The organism is Desulfovibrio inopinatus DSM 10711 (assembly GCF_000429305.1).
GTDB lineage: Bacteria > Desulfobacterota > Desulfovibrionia > Desulfovibrionales > Desulfovibrionaceae > Alteridesulfovibrio > Alteridesulfovibrio inopinatus.
On the sequence record NZ_AUBP01000002.1, the window covers coordinates 365,639 to 386,412 of the forward strand.

General features: G+C 47.7%; 7 protein-coding genes, 1 tRNA gene and 1 pseudogene. 7 read left to right on the top strand and 2 right to left on the bottom strand.

Translation table 11 applies throughout. From position 1 onward, the window contains the following. Positions 1-56 precede the first annotated feature (56 nt). The 6 genes from G451_RS0104000 (at position 57) to G451_RS0104025 (ending at position 18,688) form a co-directional block, all read left to right on the top strand. On the top strand, positions 57-9,749 hold the full coding sequence (locus tag G451_RS0104000; RefSeq protein ID WP_027183248.1) for a hybrid non-ribosomal peptide synthetase/type I polyketide synthase: 9,693 nt from the start codon (positions 57-59) through the stop codon (positions 9,747-9,749). Beyond that, positions 9,746-15,211, top strand: coding sequence for a non-ribosomal peptide synthetase (locus tag G451_RS32265; protein WP_051261106.1), 5,466 nt, complete (start codon positions 9,746-9,748; stop codon positions 15,209-15,211). The genes G451_RS0104000 and G451_RS32265 overlap by 4 nt, the downstream gene beginning before the upstream one ends. Next, positions 15,208-16,290 carry a saccharopine dehydrogenase NADP-binding domain-containing protein gene (locus G451_RS0104010; protein ID WP_027183249.1) on the top strand — a complete coding sequence of 361 codons (1,083 nt, stop codon included), beginning with the start codon at positions 15,208-15,210 and terminating at the stop codon, positions 16,288-16,290. The genes G451_RS32265 and G451_RS0104010 overlap by 4 nt, the downstream gene beginning before the upstream one ends. Positions 16,291-16,294: 4 nt before the next feature. Beyond that, a complete protein-coding gene (locus tag G451_RS27460) occupies positions 16,295-17,386 on the top strand; it encodes a Gfo/Idh/MocA family oxidoreductase (RefSeq protein WP_051261107.1) in 1,092 nt (363 codons plus the stop codon). A gap of 43 nt (positions 17,387-17,429) precedes the next feature. Next, positions 17,430-18,227, top strand: coding sequence for a thioesterase II family protein (locus G451_RS27465; RefSeq protein WP_051261108.1), 798 nt, complete (start codon positions 17,430-17,432; stop codon positions 18,225-18,227). An 86-nt stretch (positions 18,228-18,313) separates the two neighbouring features. Continuing rightward, on the top strand, positions 18,314-18,688 hold the full coding sequence (locus G451_RS0104025; protein WP_027183250.1) for a helix-turn-helix domain-containing protein: 375 nt from the start codon (positions 18,314-18,316) through the stop codon (positions 18,686-18,688). A gap of 148 nt (positions 18,689-18,836) precedes the next feature. Here G451_RS0104025 and G451_RS34950 read toward each other — a convergent pair. Then, positions 18,837-19,092: pseudogene (locus G451_RS34950) on the bottom strand (transposase); the annotation flags it as partial. A gap of 125 nt (positions 19,093-19,217) precedes the next feature. Here G451_RS34950 and G451_RS0104030 point away from each other — a divergent pair. Next, positions 19,218-20,480 (top strand): IS256 family transposase, encoded by a 1,263-nt coding sequence (locus tag G451_RS0104030; protein WP_027183251.1) that lies wholly within the window; start codon positions 19,218-19,220, stop codon positions 20,478-20,480. A 176-nt stretch (positions 20,481-20,656) separates the two neighbouring features. Here G451_RS0104030 and G451_RS0104035 read toward each other — a convergent pair. Continuing rightward, positions 20,657-20,732 (bottom strand) — tRNA-Ala (locus G451_RS0104035). Positions 20,733-20,774: the final 42 nt, after the last annotated feature.

Consider the following 20,774-nt stretch of genomic DNA (forward strand, 5'->3'; position numbering starts at 1 on the left):
TGTGGAGTATAAGAGAGTGGCTTAAGAATAGAATGTAGCTGTATCAGGAGATTACGATGGCGGAATACCAAAGAATACTGCATCATATTCTCAAACTTATAGAAAAGCGCGTTGTGACGTCACAATCTGTGGATGTACATACGCCATTTACATCGTTGGGAATGACATCGTTGATCCTAACGGACTTTCTTGCAGAACTCAAAGAAGAAGCAGGGTTATCATTTCATGTTGCCGAGGCTTTTTCTTGCCTCACTCCGGCGCGGTTGGCTCAATGGCTTCGTCATTATTCCAATGCAAAAGCGACGTTATCCCTCGCGAATTGCGAATTGAAACACGATTCACATGCAGCACAGCAGGCCATTGCTGTTATCGGAATGAGTTGTCGCTTCCCCGGTCTGTCAGATACTTTAGAAAATGGTCCTAAAGCCTTTTGGAATACGTTAGTTCAGGGATATGATCCTATTCGCTCTATTCCTCAGGATCGTTGGGACAGCGAACGAGAAAAGAGTGATGGATCGATTTCTACCTTTGGTGGATTCCTTAAAAATGTAGATCTTTTTGACGCCTCCTTTTTTTCTATCTCACCGCGTGAAGCGGCAGTCATGGACCCACAGCAGCGCATTGCTCTGGAATTGTGTCATCATGCTTTAGAGCATGCGGGAATCGCCCCGGGTCAGCTTTGTGGTTCTGCTACAGGTGTTTTTTGGGGCGTGGCCGATTCGGAATATAGTCGCCTGCTGTTGAGCACAAACATGGCTCAAGATATGTATATGTATACTGGAGCTGCGTCTTCGCTTATCCCCGGCCGAATTGCATACCACCTCGATGTGCATGGGCCATGCATAGGCGTGGATACTGCAAGCTCCGGATCACTTCACGCTTTACATTTGGCAGTACAGAGTCTTCGTGCCGGTGAATGCAGGCAATCTCTGGTAGGAAGCGTCAATCTGATCCTCTCTCCGGAAAAACATCGGATGATGTCCAGTGCCGGCGTTATGGCCACAGATGGGAGGTGCAAGACTTTTGATGCATCGGCGGACGGTTATGTACGGGCTGAAGGCGGGGGCGTTCTTGTTTTAAAAAATTTGGACGATGCTCTTACTGATGGCGATCGGATACTGGGAGTCATACGAGGAACCGGCATTACACACGATGGCCGTAGCAACGGCCTCACCAGCCCAAGCGGAGAAGCACAGGTTCACATGCTGCGTTTAGCACTGCGGGATGCTGGCCTGACTCCGGATGCCGTAGATTACATTGAGTGCCATGGAACAGGCACCTATGTGGGTGATCCTGTTGAAGCACGCGCCATTGCCTCTGTTTTTCAAGAACGAGATCCGGCACGACCGCTTTTACTCGGGTCGGTCAAAAGTAATATCGGTCATCTCGAACAAGCTGCAGGTATTGCCGGTATCATCAAGATCCTGCTCGCTTTTGAACATGAAATTTTACCGGCGAACCTTCATTTTTTACAAGAAAATCCTTTGCTTGATCTCGCCTCTATTCCTGCATGCGTGGTGTCTCAATCCTTACCTTGGAAGCGTGGCCCCCATAAACGTGTCGCTGGAGTAAGTAGCTTCGGTCTTGGAGGGGCCAATGCCCATGTATTATTGGAGGAAGCGCCGAAGTCATTCCCCCCTACAGGACAATTAAGCTACCCACAACATATCCTTCCTTTGTCTGCAAAAACACCCGGTGCTTTAACCGTCCTGCAAAATCGAATGACTTCTTTTTTGCGAGAAAAAGCAGGAGAATCCCGGGACGCTCCCTATATCGAAAGTATTTGTCATACCGCACAGCAAGGAAGAGATCATTTTACCTTTCGAACCTTTTCGGTGGGAGCAAATTTAGAATCATTAGCCACCACAGTGGAAAACGCCGAGCTTCCGGTTCAAGCTGCTGCAGTGCACACGTCCGAATACGCTCCTAATATACCGAAAGTCGCTTTTCTTTTTACAGGGCAAGGAGCGCAACGAAGCGGTATGGGAAAAGAGATTCTGGTGCATCCTGTTTTTCGAGACGTAATGGAGGAGTGCGCTACATACATGGAGAACATGCTTGATCTCCCTCTCTTTCATCTACTTTTTGATAAAGAACATGCTTCAAAACTCCAGCAGACATCATATGCACAGCCGGCACTTTTCTCGTTGGAATATGCTCTTGCTCAGCTTTGGTTGGCTTGGGGCATAGAGCCGGTAGCTCTCATAGGGCACAGTCTTGGTGAATATACAGCGGCTTGCCTGGCAGGAGTTTTTTCTCTCGAAGATGCTTGTCGGCTTGTTGTCGCTCGGGGACATCTTATGCAACAGAGCCAACCAGGAGGAATGGCAGCTGTGTTTGCAAGTCCCCTTCGTATATATGAAATTTTGCATACCGAATTTTTTGACACAAGCGTGGCAGCTATCAATGGGCCGGAACAGACCGTTATCTCTGGCGAAAATTTAGACGACGTCCTGACTTGTCTTCAGGACCTCGGCATCAGTGTACGACGTTTGCCTGTAGCACAAGCATTCCATTCACGCCTTATGGACTCTATTCTTGATCAATTTGAGGCCGTAGCGAGCACTGTAACATATAGAACGCCAACCTTGCCGATTATCTCCAATCTTACAGGAGCATTTGCCGGTTCGAACACATTGATGACGCCTCGGTATTGGCGTGATCATATCCGTAATACAGTGTTATTTGCTGATGGGATGCGTGCTCTTGGGACTTTGGGATGCACGCACATGGTGGAAATCGGCCCGGCTCCGGTATTGTGCAATATGGGACGACGTATTTTAAATGATCCCGTTTTGCGCTGGATTCCTTCCATGGAAGATGGAAATGAATGGCAGAGTTTGCTTCATAGTCTGGGACGACTTTATGTTGATGGAATAAATCCGTTTTGGAAAGCTGTGCATCCATATCAGGACAAGGCCAAAGCGACTTTGCCCCATTATCCTTTTGAACGTTCTCGCTATTGGGCTCTTTCCAAACCGGCCAATGTGCAGGCCGCTTCCAAAGAAGAAGTAAACAATCATATAACTGATGCTTCTTCCTCTCTTTTCGAGTCAACACCAGTCAAGCCTCAAGAAGATGAAATCTCTTCAACGATCAGCTCTGTGTGGAATGAGAATGACAAAAGTATGGTTGGTCGATTGGAGGCATGGGTAAAGCAAATTTTGCGCATACCGGAACAAACACAGCTCCAGCGAGATCAGTCTCTTACCGTCTTTGGGATGGACTCGTTGATGGCTATGGAACTGGTTACGCGTATAAAAAAAGAGGTGCATGTTTCCTTACGGTTGGCGGATATCATGCAAAGTAAGGGGATTCGTCAGCTTGCGGCGCTTCTAGAGCAAAATCTGGTAACTGAAGTCGATGTTTCTGATCAGGAACAAACGCTTGAAAATGACCCTCATTCGCAATCGATTGGGGCCGTGGAATTTCCAAAAGTCATACACAAGGCTGAACACAGATGGGAGCCATTTCCGTTAACATCGGTGCAGCATGCATATTGGGTAGGGCGTAATGGAGGATTGGAACTGGGTGATGTTTCGTGTTTCATATATGCAGAAGTGGAAATGCCACATGTGGACATCTCCCGTCTTGAATCCTCTCTTAACAATGTGATTCAACGGCATGACGCTTTACGGACTATTATTCGTTCCGATGGATTACAAAAGGTGCTTGCCGATACGCCTCCATATGTCATTGCCATAGAAGATCTTCAAATGTGCTCATTATCGGAGCGTGAAGAACGTCTTGAGTCGCTACGCAATGAACTCTCCCATCAAAACAGAGACGCAACAACATGGCCTCTTTTTGACGTGCGCGTTACACGCTTACCCGATGGCATACGTCTCCATGTAGGACTTGATCTTTTGATAGCGGATGGTTGGAGCTTTGGTCTTCTTTTACGAGATTTGTTGCATGGCTATGTTCAACCGCACGAGTCTTTGCCTGTACCGGGGCTTACATTCCGTGACTATGTCATAGCCCGACAAACATTTTGTAATTCAGACCAATATGCGGCTTCGGAGCGCTATTGGGAAAAACGTTTTGACGAAATCCCTCCCGGGCCGGACCTCCCTTTGGCGAGTTCTGCGCCCGCCATGACTCAAACTCGTTTTAAGCGCCACACGGGAGAACTCGCATTCGCACAATGGAGAGCTCTTCAGGCGCGAGCCCGTGAATACGGCGTGACGCCATCCGGCGTATTGCTGGCGGCTTTTTCTACCATCCTTGCCCAATGGAGTCAGCAGGACCATTTTAGTCTTATGCTGACACTGTTCAATCGCCTCCCCGTACATGAAGATATTCATGAAGTGGTAGGTGACTTCACTTCATTGTTGCTTTTACGTGTGGCTGTAGAAGGCTATTCTTTCGGGTCTCATGCAACAGCACTGCAACAACAGATTTGGGAAGATATGGATCATAGGCATATGTGCGCCGTTGACGTGTTGCGCCTGTTAAAACAACGGTCAGATCTGGGCAAAGGAAGTTATGCTCCGGTTGTTTTTACAAGTTTACTTCCTCTTACTGCAGACAACGGCAATCTGGCGAATGCGTTAGATGCACTTGAAAAGATAGAGAATGATGTCCGTGTCGTCCATTGTATTACGCAGACTCCTCAGGTTCGGCTGGATCATCAGGTCTATGAGCGTAAAGGAACATTGTGTTTCAATTGGGATGTTGCTCAAGGCGTTTTCCCGCCGCGCATGATTGAAGATATGATGGAGGCATATACTGCATTGTTGCTCCGGTTGGCGACCGATGCCGATGTTTGGGAACAGCCCGTCGATACCGCATTGCCCGAACGACAACAGCATATCCGGAATACAGTTAATGCGACACAAAGAGACCTTCCGGAGACCATATTACATGCAGGTTTCCTTGAGCATGCCACGGAACATCCTGAACGGACAGCTATTATCCTGCCCGGAGCAAAGAAAACATACGGTGAAGTGCTTGCTCTCGCTTGGGATGTTGTTCGTTGGCTCCAAGAAAATGCAATGGAGCCCGGCAGCATCGTGGCGGTGATTTCGGATGGATGGCGTAAAATTCCTGCCGCACTGGGCGTACTTTTAGCCGGAGGCGTATATCTACCTCTCGCACCTGATGCACCAGCGCAGAGATCTTTAGATACGCTACAGCATGCAGGCGTCAGACATATCCTCGGTGATGCCGCCACCTTGAAGAATCTTCGAGAATTCGAAGGAACTGCCTTTTCTTTGGAAGCCATGGCACAACGGGAACCACAACGAGTGGCAACAGCCTCACCACAGCAAACAGCCTATGTCATTTACACGTCCGGTTCTACAGGCAAACCCAAAGGGGTTGTTATAAAGCATGCCGCTGCATGTAACACGATACTTGATATCAATCAGCGTCACAGCGTGGGACCAAGCGACAGAATATTGGGCCTTTCACGGCTGAATTTTGACCTTTCCGTGTACGATATTTGGGGCGCATTTCAGGTCGGTGCAGCCATTGTTGTCCCGACACCGGAAGACAGAAAAGATCCGGCCCATTGGCTGAATCTCATGGAAGAGGCCGGCGTGACCATCTGGAATTCCGTCCCCGCACTGATGACGATGTTGTTAGACTATAGCGGACTGGCGGATATAGACATACCAACTTCGTTACGACTTGTTCTCCTTAGCGGTGACTGGATTCCTCTGGATTTGCCGCAACGGCTGTGGAGCAAAGCACCCAATGTAAAAATTGTGGGTATGGGAGGAGCGACCGAAGCTTCTATCTGGTCAAATTCCTTCGATATCATTGAAGTATCTCCCCAATGGATGAGCATTCCTTATGGGTTTCCTTTGGCGAATCAAGGATTTCACGTTTTAGATAGACACCTGAAACATAGACCGGAATGGGTTCCAGGGGATCTCTACATTATCGGAAAAGGACTGGCAGAAGGGTATTTCAAAGATACATCTTTGACTGAGGCGAGTTTTATTTATCATCCGGTCAGTGGTGAACGCATGTATAGGACAGGCGACCGAGCCCGTTATTTACCCGACGGGGCTTTAGAGTTTTTAGGCCGACAGGACACACAGGTAAAAATTCGCGGGCACAGAATTGAATTAGGCGAAATAGAGCAGGCTTTGCGTGATATTGCTCCGGTCAATAAAGCTGTCGTTAAAGTCACTGGTACATCGCAAGCACTTGTTGGGTATGCCTCGATGGACCGAACCTTTTCTCAACCTGATCTCTGCTTGGAAAAGCTGGTTCTTTCTGATCAAGCCTATACACAACGTATGGACGCTGTGAGTGCACTCAACCTTCCCGAGACGCAGTCTGCAAAAGATTTCCCTATCCAATATGCTGAAAAGTATCGTGCGGTAGTGAATCTTTTGGCACAAAAATTCATGTTTCAGGTGTTGGAAGATATAGGAGCGCTGCCTCATCTAAAACAAGGAATACGTCCATCCGGACTTCTTTTGTCCTGCAATGTGGTCGAACTCCACGAACCTCTTCTCGTGTTGTGGTTGCGTGCCTTAAATGCGGCCGGAGCTTTGCATGCTTCGGAAGATTTGTTTCAACTTGATGCAGCATGGCAATGGCCTGATTTGGATATGGAGCAACTTCCTGCTGATTGGGCTGCCAGTGCAAAAGGTGTGGCAAATTATTTGGAAAGGCTACGTCCCTGGGGTGCAAAGTTGCTTGTGGGAAAAGCCGATCCTCTGGAGATCTTTTTTAATGAGGAAAACGATCTTTCTCCGGAGAAGCTAACGGCGTTGTTTCCCGGTTATTTACACCGTTTTACCTTGGCGGCGACTGCAATACGCACCTTGAGTGAATGCAGCCACGAACCTCTGGAGATACTTGAAGTCGGAGGACGTACAGGTCAAGCTGCAGAGCATATTGTTCCTGCATTAAAACGTTGTTGCATGACGTATTCTTTATCTGACAGCTCGGCTTTTCTTGTAGAGCATCAGAAAAAGAGGCTGCGGAATCGCTTCGACTCGGTGAATTTTCAACGATTTGATCCGTTATTGCCGTTTTATGCACAGTCCGTGGAGCCGTTTTCACAAGATGTCATCATAGCTTCCAGTTATATACACAGAACACCACACGTTCTTGTGACGCTCAAGAGGTTGAAAGAACTCCTGAAACCCGGTGGTATGCTCGTCTTGCTGGAAGAAACGAAGAATACTTTTCTTCAGGATTGTACCGTGGCTTTTTTGGAAGGTGGATTTACTCGATTTTTTGATGGTCGTAAGAAAGAACAACAACCTCTTCTGACAACAGCTGCGTGGACAAAACACATATGTGAAGCGGGATATTCCGGTGTGCACGTTTTGACCGCAGGTGTGACAAATGAATCGGATGATTCCGATATCGGTCAGACATGCATTGTAGGCTTTGCCGAACGAGAAATCTCCCGCCTCGCCGTACCTCAGATACTGGACCGACTTCATCGAGTCTTACCAGACTATATGGTGCCTCAACGCATTGTAGAAATAGGAGAATTTCCTCTCACCGTTAATGGCAAAATTGATAAAAAAGCGCTTCTTGATCCTCCGGATCTCGGGAAGGGACGACAGGAGCGCTTACAACCACGTAGCAATGAAGAGCGTATCATTGCTGATTTGTGGCACGAGCTTTTGCCGGGCGGAGAGATTGCAGTGGACGACAATTTTTTTGCCGTCGGCGGAGATTCTCTCGTTGGAACGCGGCTTGTGGCCGGTATGCGTTCCCATTTTGATGTCGATATTCCACTTCGTTGGATCTTTGATTATCCAACCATTGCCGGATTGGCTGCCGCGGTGAAACAGACATGCGCAACGGCAAAGACAACAGAACAGACAGAACCGCACGTACCTTCAATTACTCCCGATAAAGCACACCGGTATGAGCCCTTTCCATTGACAGATGTGCAGTATGCCTACTGGGTTGGAAGGATGGGGATTTTTTCACTCGGGAATGTCTCCACGCATTGTTATTTTGAAATCGAAGGGCAGGGACTTGATGTTGACCGCTTGACTTCGACTTGGCAGCGATTGGTGGAACATCATGACATGATGCGTGCTGTTGTAGCCTCGGATGGGCAATCTCAACAGATTCTGGAACATACACCAACTTTCGTGCCGCGTATTGTTCGTCTCTCCGAAGACACGACTCCCGGTGCTATACACGCGTCCTTATCTGAAACACGCCGTAGGTTGTCTCACCAGGTTTTACCTTCCGATACATGGCCTCTCTTTGCTTTGGAAATGACTTGCTATGGTCGCGATACCGTGCGTCTGCATGTGGGCTTTGACAATATCATGTTCGATGGGTGGAGCATGCTCCATATTTTGAGCGAATGGACACGCCTGTATCATGATGATCAGGCAACATTGGAACCGTTGACTCTCTCGTTTCGTGATTATGTGTTGATGTTGGAGGCTTCTCGTACTGGAGAAAATTATGCCGCGGCACGCCGCTATTGGCTTGATCGATTAGCGAATTTACCTCCTGCTCCCAAACTTCCTACGTATGACGGTGGGGAATCGGTCATCAATGGTGTCTTCCGACGCCGGCAGTTTACTTTAGACACAGAAACGTGGACACATTTTCAAAAAACAGTGCGAGAAAACGGCCTTACACCGGCTGGAGTGTTGCTGTCTGCCTATGCTGAAGTCCTCAATCTCTGGAGCCGGGAAAATCGATTTACCGTCAATTTGACTCTTTTTGATCGATTGCAGGGGCATCCCGATGTGAACCGCCTGGTAGGAGATTTCACCACATTAACGCTGTTGGCAGTGGACACTGCTTCAGCACCTGCGTTTCTTGACCGGGCGCGTTTGTTACAGCGTCGATTGTGGGAAGACAGAGATCACGCTGCTTTCAGCGCCGTGGAAGTTTTACGTGAAATAAATACCCGCGATGGAGGAACACACCGGCAAACCATGCCTGTTGTTTTTACCAGTGCCCTGGGTGTCGGCTCCTCCGGACCTGACGAGGGGTTATTGATGCCGGGACAATTTGTTTACGGCATCTCGCAGACACCACAAGTTTGGCTGGATCACCAAGTGTATGAAATGAACGGTGAATTGTTATTAGTGTGGGATGTTGTGGAAGAGCTTTTCCCCAACGGCCTGATTGACCTGATGTTTGCTGCATATAAAACCCTTTTGCCTCTCATTGCTTATGGAGAAGCTCCGGATGACCCTTCTGTTTTGGTCCCGGATGCGGCCTTGATTGGTGAGAAACAAAAATTGCAATTTTCCCCTGAAATAGCTTCGGACTTGCGTGATGCAGGTTATTCTTCTGTCATGGAAGGGGATTATTCCCTTTGGTTACTCAGACCATCAGGACAACCATGCCCGGATTGGGTCGATGGAGAAATCCATATAGGTATTCCTGACCAAGCTCTACGCCCCACTGGTGTCTTTGCGCGTCGAACGCCGGAAGGCGTTTTTATTGCACCGCGTTACGGTGACGTAAAAGACGCTATACCTTCCACCATTATTTCAAGTGAACAGTCACAAAGTCATTTTGATATCCCAGCCACAGCAATGGAGCAGGAGCTTCTTCAATTATGGAGTCGTTTGTTAGAAAAGGACGATTTAACTTACACAGATAACTTTTTTGCTGCTGGTGGAAATTCTCTTATAGCTGCCCGTCTTATGGGCGCTGTCCGAAAACATTTTCATTGCGAGGTTCCTTTGCGGCTGTTGTTTGATGCTCCGACCGTTCGCAATTTTGCGGAATATATGGGGAAATACACTGAAAACAACGCCACAAACTACGAAGGAGGAATCATATGACGGTACAAGAGCTGGTTTCGTATCTGGAAGATAAGGGTGCTGTTTTATGGGCTGAAGACGGGGCTTTACGCTTTCGAGCTCCCAAAGATGTTATTAATTCATCTTTGAAGACAGCCATGGTTGCAGCAAAAACAGAAATACTGGCAATCCTCAAGCAGCGTGAATCTGGCGTACATCCTTTGATTCATTACCCTGAGGATGCAAATAAACCTTTTCCACTTACGGCTCTACAAGGGGCCTACTTCGTAGGGCGTTCAGATGCATATGCTCATGGTGGGACATCATGCCATGGATATTTTGAACTGGAATTACCTCGGTTAAACACACGTCGTCTTACTCTTGTTTGGCAAAAGCTTATAGAACGACATCCCATGCTGCGCGCTGTGTTTTCTGCGAATGCCACACAGCGTATTTTATCCGATACGCCGCATTATGAAATAACTGAAACAAACATGGATGATATGGATGCCACTGCTTGCCTCAATGCTTTGGAAGCAGTGAGAGAGACCATGTCTCATCAACATTTTGATGCAAAACAATGGCCACTTTTTGAGTTACACGTCTCCCATTTTCAAAGAAATTCACGCCTCCATGTGAGCATGGATTTACTTATTGCCGATTATCTTAGCATCAGCCTTCTCATGGAGGAACTCGGTATTTTGTATTATGATCCAAAGGCGGCCCTACCACCTTTGGAAGTCACATTTCGTGATGTTATTTTGGCGGAAAAAGATCTTGTAAATCAAGCCGCCTGGAAACGGGATAAGGCATATTGGATTAATCGCTTACCTACTTTTCCCGATGCACCGGCTTTACCGATAAAAAGCCAAGAGGTAAGCCCTCCTCATTTTGTACGCCGCCATATATCCCTTTCCGCGAAAGAGCGAACCGCATTGGCTCAACAGACCACAGACCGAGGCATTAGCTTGGGAACTGCGGTATTGGCCGTTTTTTCTGAAATCCTTGGCCGATGGAGTGCCACGAACCATTTTGCCTTAAATCTTACGGTCCTCAATCGTCTGCCATGGCATGAAGATGTGATGCGTCTTGTCGGAGATTTCACCTCGGTGAATTTGCTCGAAGTGAAACGCAAGGCCGGCGTACCGTTTGTCTCGTTTGCCAAAGACCTTCAAGGACGGCTGTGGGAAGATCTGGACCACCGTTTGTTCAACGGTGTGCATGTATTACGAGAATTAGCTCGATATAAGGAAGGCTCTGTACTGATGCCAGTCGTATTTACAAATACGGTGGGTGTGGGCATTGAGCAGGATGCGAGAGGTTTTTTTCAACAGGGACGTATCGTTCATGGCATTAGCCAGACTCCACAAGTGTGGCTCGATTGCCAGGTTATGGAAGCAGGAGGCGAGCTTCATATTCAGTGGGATTGCCTTGAGGATATCTTCCCTAAGGGTGTCTTGGACGCCATGTTTTCTGCTTTTTGTGACCAGATAAGACAGTTGATTGGGAACGATACAATTTGGGATAGTCCCTTAAGTGTAGCTTTGCCACCAGCTCAGGAAGAACGTCGAGCCATCGTTAATGCTACGGGATATCCAATTGAGAATGAGAATCTTTATAATTTGTTTGCGCGTCAGGCCGCACTGACACCGCAGGCTCCTGCCGTGTTCACGGCGGAAAAAAAATTGACTTATGAAGAGCTTGAACGGCGAAGTGGTGGAATATGTCACCACCTGAAGAAATTAGGTGTCACACCCGGCGAAAATGTGGCCATTGTGCTGGAAAAAAGTTGGATGCAACCTGTCGCTGTACTCGGTGTTTTCGCTGCAGGATGTACTTATATTCCTCTTGATCCTACCTGGCCGGAAAAACGGATACGTCACATTCTACAGGAAGCAAATGTCCGATTCATACTCGTTTCTTCCAAGCGCTTGGATCATTATACGACATGGGATGGTGTTATTACTGTTCCTGTTGATGCCATAGATTCTTTTTCAGAGCCGGCCTCTGTGGCTCCACCAGAAACGCGCGCCTATATCATTTATACTTCTGGGTCCACAGGCACTCCCAAAGGGGTCGTCATCACCCATGCAGCGGCGGTCAACACACTACTGGATGTCAATCGGCGTTTCGGTATCACTGAAAAGGACAGAGTCCTTGCCGTATCGAATCTGAGCTTTGATCTTTCCGTGTACGATATTTTAGGTCCGTTGGCTTGTGGCGGGGCAGTGGTCATTCCTCGACGTCATAGTGTGGCGGACCCTGCAGAATGGGTAGAAGCCGGACGACGTTTTGATGCAACTGTATGGAATTCTGTGCCTGCACTTTTTGAAATGGCCGTTGAATATGGAGAAAATACGGGTGTTGTTCCTGAAACGCTTCGTGTCGTTTTGCTAAGTGGGGATAAGATACCTCTTACTCTTCCTTCCAGGGCAAACCAACTTTTACCGCAAGCACAACTACATAGCCTTGGCGGTGCTACAGAAGCCTCCATTTGGTCCATACACTATCCTATTACGGATGTCCCCTTGGATTGGCCTAGCATTCCCTATGGCAAGCCCATGGATAACCAGACATTTCATGTGCTCAACAGTCTTATGGAACCATGCCCGGATTATGTGGTCGGCGACCTTTACATAGGCGGTATGGGGCTCGCCGAAGGATACTTTAATGACATGATCCGAACGCAAGAGGCTTTTATAATCCACCCAACAACAGGAGAACGTTTATATAAAACCGGAGATGCGGGTTGCATGTTACCGGATGGGAATATTCGTTTTCTGGGACGTCGGGATTTTCAGGTAAAAGTTCGTGGCCATCGTATCGAACTGGGAGAAATTGAAACGAATCTTCGTTCGCATCCCGGCGTAAACGAAGCCGTGGTTGTGGCACAGAGTGAAAATTCCGGTAATTCTCATTTGATAGCCTACGTTGTTCCCGATTGCAAAGAAACAACACAAGACAGCCTTCTTTGGCAGAATGTAAACGACGCCACCAAAAATGCGATGGAGAGCTGGTTAGCTGATACGAATGTACCGCTCATGCATGCCTTTTTTGACCAAATGGATGAAAGCGCACTTATGGCCATGTGCGAAACTCTTTCAAGCCTTAATGCGTTTCCTGAAGGAATATGGCGTATCCCTAAAAAACTGATGTATATCCTCTCGGTGCCATCAAAGCATGCACAACTTTTCCGCCGTATTCTTGATACATTGTGTCGGCATGGCTATTTGGACAAAAAGGACGGAATGTACGGCAATCTGCGGCATGTCAATAGAGAGATGCTTTTAACGGCATGGGACAAACTTGTCAGTTTGCATGAAGATTTTGCCTATGGCCGGGAGTTGATGGCTTTACTTCGAAATGGCGCGTTGCATTTTAAAGATTTGTTGTTTGATCAGGTTGATCCTTTACATCTTCTTTTTCCGGAAGGGCGCACTGATGTCGCTGTAGCCGTACAATTTAATTATACCAGCAATTATATGAATAGCCAGGTCGTTGCTGCTGTTCTTTCTTTGGTTGAAAATTCTTCTTCAAGTAATCTGTTGCATATTTTTGAAGTTGGTGCCGGAGTTGGCGGCACGAGTAATAGTCTCATACCTGCTTTACCAAAAGGAAAATGCCGCTATACGTATTCCGATCTTTCCACATTCTTTCTTAATAAAGCGCGTGAACGCTATAAAGACTATCCTTTTATAGATTATACTGTGTTTGACATTAATGGGTCATTGGAAACACAGGGGATTTCCCGTGCATCTGCGGATGTGGTTATTGCATCCAATGTTTTGCACAATTCGGTGATCGCTGCCGATGTATTACGTAATTTAAGAGGACTGTTGGTTCCTGGTGGGTGGCTTATATTTATCGAATCAACACGAGATAACCTCAGCGTAATGACATCAATGGAATTTCTCAATGATCTTTACCAGTTTGAAGATGAACGTAAAGAGCTTAATTCTCCTTTCTTGCCGGCACATCGCTGGGCTTCTCTGTTATCTGAAGCGGGTGCGGATCATGTGTCTTTTTTCCCTGGTCAAGACCATCCTCTTTCTCGGGTAGGGCAGACCGTTTTTATTGCCCGCTTCGGAGGGCAGGATGCTATCCCCGATGAGCAAAACATCATTCGCCATCTCCATGAGCGTTTACCGGAGTATATGATTCCTTCTCAGCTTGCGATTGTCTCAGCTCTTCCAGTGACTGCAAATGGTAAGGTTGATCGTAAAGCTCTGGCATCATTTTCTGCAAGCCCACATACCTCGGTAGCTCCTTCTGAAACGATTCCTTTAGATGCCGTACAGAGCGAATTGACGGATTTGGTGAAAGGGATTTTATCCATAAGTTCAATAGGATTAGAGGATGACTTTTATGCAGCTGGCGGAGATTCTTTGCTCCTGACGCAGCTGGTAGCAAAAATGCGTTCCTCTTTTGGAGAAGACCTTCTGGATTGGGAAGAAACATTACGGTATGCCGTACAAAATCCCACTGTGCGCGCACTCGCGGCTCTTGTTCGAGAAAAACGTGGTGTATCGGAAGATCAAGAAAATGTTCCCGAAACCATCCGCCCTTTTGACGGTGCTCAGGCCGTCGTAACTCTTTCCTTACAAACAGGGGAGGAAAATCGGACGCCGCTGTATCTTATACCGGACGGAACAGCCAATATCTCCAGTTTTACTCCTTTATTGCATGCAATTGATTCCCACCTCCCCATACACGCTTTAACGCCGGCCTCGATGGAGGCATATCTCGCTATCCCAACCTCGGACCTTATTCCGACGCTGGCACGGAATTATGCAGAGACGCTGAAAGCAAAAGAGAAGCCTTTTCTTTGCGGCTATTGTATGGGGGGACTCGTGGCGTTGGAAGTGGCAAGAATTATAGAGCAGCGTAATCATACACTGAAAGGCGTCGCCGTCATCAATACTGTTAAACCGTCGTACACCATTAATGACTCGTTGTTGATCTTTCTCACCTTTATTCAGGAGATAGGTATTGATCCGGCTAAAATAGGTGTGGATGTGTGGGATATCGGCCGCGCCGTAACCGCCGTGGTGCAGCAGGAATCGGATATTACGGAAGGTGCTGTATTGGCTCATCTGCCTCCTGATTCTGAGACCTACACGGCATGCCGAACTCTTGTCGCAATGTCGCGAGAGGAACGGTTAGCCCGGACCTTTGAACTTTATAATCTTACCCCCGCATTTTCAGGAACCATGTCTCGCCATCGCTTGGATGGTATTTATAGCGTTGTGGCCCACAGTGTTCAGGGCGTCAACGCTTACGAACCACGCGATATGAAGAGTGGGGTAACCTTGTTTCGCCGACAGGAAGAAGACGCATTTCTCATTCCATTGGGAAATCAGATGAAAGAATTTTGGCGACGTCATGCACAGGGCGAAGTGGAGATTATAGACCTTCCCGGCAACCACTGGAAAAGCATGAGAGAGCCGGGAGTCAATGTTGTGGCACAATCATTAGCCACATTGGCAGGGAAGGAAAGAGCATGAGTACGGTTGTAGGCGTGCTTGGCGGCGCAGGCGCTATCGGTACGGAGGCAGTAGATTTTTTGTTGCGCTATGTCTCCGATATTGAAGTCCTCGTTCTCGGTCGATCTTCAGAGAAGCTTACTCACATCCTGAAGAGCCATAAAAAGAACATCCGTACTCAGGTGTTGGATTGCAGCAATATCTTAGATCTTCGCAAAGTTTTGCAGCAGTGCTCCGTGATTTGTAATTGTGCAGGACCTTCGTCCGTACTGGGGCCCTGCGTTGCTAAAGAAGCTTTACGTGCCGAGGTTCCTTATGTGGACCCCGCTGGAGAGGCTCCTTTGCTGGCTGTTTTTGAACGCCCGGAGCATTATAAGACAGAAAATATATCCACAGTAGTGCTTGGTTCTGGACTTATGCCAGGGCTCTCAGGACTTGTACCGCTATGGCTGTATCAACATTTGCAAGAAAAAAATCGGCCATCAACGTATTTACGCATCTATTACGCGGCTCTCGATGCGTTCAGTTACAGTGCCGCTTATGACTATGCGGAGAGTATGCGTAAAGCACCACCTCCTGAGAGCACTGCGGCGAGACCGCACTTTGTGGAAATGCCTTTTTCAGGACAGTCTTTTTTGGCTTTTGCATATACCTCCTTTGAAATTCGCCGAGTACGAGAACGATTGAACATTCCTCTTGATTTTCATAACTGCTTTATAGGGGAAGAAATGCCTCGTGCTCTCGCAACAATCGCAAAGACTGCGGACTCTGTATTTTCTCTGGATGATGCGGCAACGGTACTTAAAAATGCCTCTGGAGCTTGTGCTTCGCGTTATGGACGAGGGCATTTCTTTTTATGCGAAGCAGAGGGGGACAACGGACAAAAGACGTCATTGGCAGTCGCCGTGGACGATGCCAATACTTTTATGGGAGCTATGGTTGGGATGGCTGTTGAAGCAATCCTGTCTGGTCAGGTCCGGGGAGTGAATTATTTCGCCGAAGCCTTGCCCCCCAAAAGTGTCATGACACAACTTGCACGACAAGGATTGATCCGAATGGGGCCGCCTGAAATGCATTTTGTCCATAATCAGGAGGTGTAACAACATGCCTGCTCCCATACAAACTCTTTGTTGTGGCACTCGTTTTGGTCAGGTTTACCTTGAAGGGCTACGCCTTGCCCCAGACTTCGCTTTGGCCGGTATATTAGCACGAGGGAACTCACGTTCGCAGCAATTAGCTCAAAAGTATGGTGTTCCTCTGTATACCTCTCTTGACCATATCCCTCGTCATATTGAAGCAGCGTGCGTGGTTATACGGTCTTCCATAGTGGGAGGAGCGGGAACGGAGATTGCGTTGTCTTTATTGCGTCGAGGTATCCATGTTATCCAAGAGCATCCAATGCATCCTCGTGAAGTGGAAACATGTCAGCAAACTGCATTACGTGCAGGATGTGTACATTATTTGAATACACATCATGTGCATATGGGGGAAACTCAAAAATTTTTGCGTCTTGTTCACGAGATTCAACAAGAGCAGCCCATATGTTTCATCAACGCTCTTTGTGGGGTCCAAGTATTATGCTCGTTGCTGGACATCATAGGAATGGCTGTCGGCACGGTGACGCCGTATGCTTTTGAAGAGTACAGTCCGGGGCTGGAGCATGTCTTAGCTGCCTGTGATGTAGAAGCATTTCCTTACGAAGTATTGCGGGGACATATTGCGGGGACGCCTGTAACCTTGGGAGTTCAAAACTATTACGACTCCACTGACCCTGACAATAATGCCGCCATTCTGCATCGAATGACAGTCGGATTCCCTTCGGGAAATTTAACACTGCAAAGTGCTGCCGGGCCTCTTCTCTGGTCGGATAGACTGCATTTCTCCCGCGATATTTTTGATATGGAAAATACGCTCCATCCTTACAATCCTATTTCCAGATTGCTTTCCGACTCGGAAGGTCCATCCCTTTCTCATCTTGTGGAGGAACAATGGCCGCAGGCTGTCGCACATGCTCTACAAGAATTTCATTCGATCATCACAGATCAAGGCTCGCTTTTCAATCGCTACGCATATGCGAAGGCCCTTTGTTCTATGTGGGCAGAACGCATGCAAAAACTCGGTGCACCTCGTTTGATTCAATTGACGCCTCCCCCCAGGCAATTACCGAAAGTTATTGAAGCATATCTAAAAAAATAAAGCACTCTGATGTCTTATTTGGTCAGTGTTCAGAGGAGAGATTATGAGTTCTTGGATTTGTGCAGATGTGTCTGCAGATGCAGAGATGCGACTCTTTTGCATTCCGTATGCCGGTGCCGGAGCTTCTTTGTATCGAAGTTGGAGTCACATTTTTTCTCCATCAATTCAGGTCTGCCCGGTACAACTCCCCGGAAGAGAAGAGCGGCTAGGAGAATCCTGCCATACGACAGTAGCTACGCTCGTAGAAGGACTCATGGGAGAGTTGGTTTTTTATCTTGATAGGCCATATGCACTTTTTGGACATAGCATGGGATCTAAAATAGCTTTTGAATTGTGCCGGGCTCTTCAGGAAGCCGGCCATGTTCTTCCTGAAATTCTTGTCGTTTCGGCGTGCCGGGCGCCACACCTCCCGGAGCCTGCCCCGATTCATGATTTACCTCAAGATGACTTTGTATCCGGTTTAAAACGCTACTCCGACGATGTTACTTTGTTGGAAGAGAATCCGGAATTACTGGAACTTTTGCTCCCACTGCTTCGGGCGGATTTCTTGGCAGATGAAAGTTATACTTTCAATGGTGACGGTGTCCTTCCTCTTCCTATTCAAGCTTTTTACGGTACGAACGATCCAGAAGCTACGTTACCGGAAGTACGTGCATGGGGTTTATACTCCACAATGGAACTCACACTTACTGCAGTGGATGGCAACCATCTTTTTGTTCGAGACAAAAAAGATGATGTTGTCTCTGTGCTTAACTCTCAATTGCAGAACATCATACTCAAAGATAGGGCTTGTAAAAATAAACGTAAGCCACTTCATGAAACGACTATGAACACCTGGTGAGAAAAGAACACGGTTCTGCATTATTCTACTTTGTCCAGTTGATTTAATATCATTTCTTAAATCAGAGGAGTAAAGGAGACGATGCGATGCAAAATACATCTCTCATCACTTCAACGGCATGTTCACAATCAACGGCACAAGCCGTCGCTGAGGTAGCAAGCATTTTACGTGATAATATTGAAGCACCTCCACGTCTGGTAGAGCTTGCTCGTCGGGTCGGTTTTTCTGCCCCTCGCCTGAATCGTGAATTTCGTCGAATTTTTGGTACGACCGTCTTTGGGTATTTGCGTATTCTTCGCTTGGAAGAGGCCAGAAATTTACTAGAAAATAGCGATATTAATATTACTGAGGCGGCATTTAGTGTCGGCTATCAAAGCCTTCCTTCATTTAGCCAGGCGTTTCGCGGTTATTTTGGCATGAGTCCACGACAATACCGCAACGACATACGAAGGATTTCGTAAATTATAAATAATGCCACAACGTGTCCCTTCGAAATCAGACCATGTTCTATTAACGTTTGGTGCTGAATTCACGTATGAATTCCATCTTGGAGCTATCATCGGGGGGCAGAGTTGACGTTCAAGCGATCGAATTCGTTGATAAGAGCCACTAACAAAACCGAAAAATAATGACAGAGCAAGCCAAGGAACACGGTGCAAGATAGGCGTTGGCACTTCTTTTATAGCGAATGCGTAGCTTCCGAGAGCGATTGAGCCAGGATAATGCCCGCTCCACAACCCAGCGATGACGACCAAGGCGTCCAGAGGATTCGATTCCTCATCTTGCAATCCGTAGAACGATTCCCTTTTTCCGGCAATATTCTCTAGAGGCAGAAAATTTGTCCCCCCTTGTCTGCATGGAGTTTGTACGTGATCCTGCTACAAGAAAGGAGTTATACCCAAAAGTGGTGTTTGAAGAGGGAGGAGGGGTGACGTACCCTGTCGGGTGAGAATCCACTATGGAAACCGACAAACTGGAGGTACGTCCCCCATGAGCAAGGATAGTATTTCGATCTTTGAGGAGCAAGCTGCAAAGCGGGATATGTTGACAGAATTGGCTCGGCAAGGAGCAATGCAGATTTTGGCGCAAGCTCTTGAAATCGAAGTTCAAGAACTATTGGAACGTGTTGCTCAGCCTCTCGCTGACGGTAAAAAGGGCGTTGTCCGAAACGGTTATCTCCCTGAACGTGATATTATTACTGGAGCGGGCCCGGTCCCAGTGAAGGTGCCGAAGGTTCGCGACAGAACTGGCAACGGGATCAAATTCACCTCCAAACTTGTTCCGCCGTATCTGAAGCGTACGGAGAGCGTCGAAGATTTTTTACCTTTGCTGTACCTGCACGGCATTTCCACCGGCGATTTTAAAGAGGTTTTGACGGCTTTGTTCGGAGATAAAGCGCAAGGGTTGTCTTCAAGCAGTATCGGCCGATTGAAGCAACAATGGCAGAGCGAACATCAGAAATGGAACAAACGTTCCTTAAAGGGACACCATTATATCTACATCTGGGCTGACGGCATATACTTCAATATTCGGGCTGATGATGACCGCCAATGTATCCTCGTGGTCATTGGTGCTACGACGGATGGTCGCAAAGAGCTTCTTGCCGTGGAAGACGGGTTCCGTGAGTCCGAGCAAAGCTGGTACGAATTGCTCGTCGATCTCAAAACTCGTGGTCTGGAAATCCCTCCCAGCTTGGCTATTGCAGACGGTGCCCTCGGTTTTTGGGCGGCATTGCGTAAACTCTTTCCTGGAACCAAGCAGCAACGCTATTGGGTTCACAAAACGGCCAATGTTCTCAATAAGCTGCCTAAATCCATTCAAGAAAATGCCAAGGCCGGTTTGCATGAAATCTGGATGGCCGCAACGCACGAGGAGGCGAACAAGGCTTTCGATTTGTTTCTCAAAAAGTACGAAGACAAATATCCCAAGGCTGCGCAATGTCTCAAAAAGGACAGAGAGGAACTCTTGGTCTTCTATGGTTTTCCAGCGGAACACTGGGCGCACATCCGGACGACCAACCCGATTGAATCGACCTTTGCCACAGTTCGATTACGGACGAGTAAAATCAGGGGCTGTGTTTCGCGGGATACGGTCCTGGCAATGATCTTCAAGCTGGTTCAATCCGCACAACAAAGCTGGCGCCGATTACGCGGATATAAACTGCTCGACAAACTGATTACTGGTACGAAATTCGTCAACGGCGAAGAAGTCTTGGCTGAGGACATGGATGAATCTGGCAGGGAAGCCGCCTGACCACAAACACCACATTTGACTATAACTCCATAGACCTGCAGATCCTACCTTAATTTTGCCGGTCGGTGGTTTAAAGATGGGGGGAAGCGGTTCTCCCGGTTCACCGGCGGGTTCACCGCAAAAGAAAAGGCCCGATTATCTTGAAGGATAACCGGGCCAATGTATTGGAAATTTTCTGGTGGAGCTGGAGGGAATTGAACCCACGGCCTCTTGAATGCCATTCAAGCGCTCTCCCAACTGAGCTACAGCCCCGAACGAGGTGTGTGTATATGTTTGGATGGGGGGGAGTGTCAA

What these genes read in the sequence shown, in the direction of transcription:
- G451_RS0104000 (WP_027183248.1), top strand. Translation starts at nt 57, where the DNA reads ATGGCGGAATACCAAAGAATACTGCATCATATTCTCAAACTTATAGAA.
- G451_RS0104025 (WP_027183250.1), top strand. Translation starts at nt 18,314, where the DNA reads ATGCAAAATACATCTCTCATCACTTCAACGGCATGTTCACAATCAACG.
- G451_RS32265 (WP_051261106.1), top strand. Translation starts at nt 9,746, where the DNA reads ATGACGGTACAAGAGCTGGTTTCGTATCTGGAAGATAAGGGTGCTGTT.
- G451_RS0104030 (WP_027183251.1), top strand. Translation starts at nt 19,218, where the DNA reads ATGAGCAAGGATAGTATTTCGATCTTTGAGGAGCAAGCTGCAAAGCGG.
- G451_RS27460 (WP_051261107.1), top strand. Translation starts at nt 16,295, where the DNA reads ATGCCTGCTCCCATACAAACTCTTTGTTGTGGCACTCGTTTTGGTCAG.
- G451_RS27465 (WP_051261108.1), top strand. Translation starts at nt 17,430, where the DNA reads ATGAGTTCTTGGATTTGTGCAGATGTGTCTGCAGATGCAGAGATGCGA.
- G451_RS0104010 (WP_027183249.1), top strand. Translation starts at nt 15,208, where the DNA reads ATGAGTACGGTTGTAGGCGTGCTTGGCGGCGCAGGCGCTATCGGTACG.